The 313-nt window shown below is 75.7% G+C and carries 1 protein-coding gene; it reads right to left on the bottom strand.

Features of this window, described 5'->3' with window-relative positions; genetic code table 11:
• The coding region (locus ADL15_RS21625; RefSeq protein ID WP_157441510.1) for a transposase at positions 1 to 313 on the bottom strand (313 nt) is incomplete at both ends.

Raw genomic sequence — 313 nt, 5'->3', positions numbered from 1 at the left:
CTGGCGGCGGATCTCGGCGAACCCGGCGTCGGCGATGTGCCGGGCCAGCCTGCGGTTGGCGAGCATGCCGGTCACGTTGAGGTCTTCGACCACGACCGTGCCATGCTCGGCCGCGAGCCGGGTGGTCAGTTTGTGCAGGCCGTCGCGGCGCAGGTTGGCCACCCGGGCGTGGGCGCGGCCGAGCCAGGCAGCGGCCCGCTCCCAGCGTTTCGACGCCCGCCGGCCGGTGCGCCGGTCCGGGCCGGTCTTACGCGACAACGCCCGCCCGAGGGCGCGCATGCGCTGCTGGGCGGCAACCAGGTGGCGCGGGTTG

The organism is Actinoplanes awajinensis subsp. mycoplanecinus (genome assembly GCF_001509495.1).
Lineage (GTDB): Bacteria > Actinomycetota > Actinomycetes > Mycobacteriales > Micromonosporaceae > Actinoplanes > Actinoplanes palleronii.
This window is presented reverse-complemented; position numbering and strand designations above follow the sequence as displayed.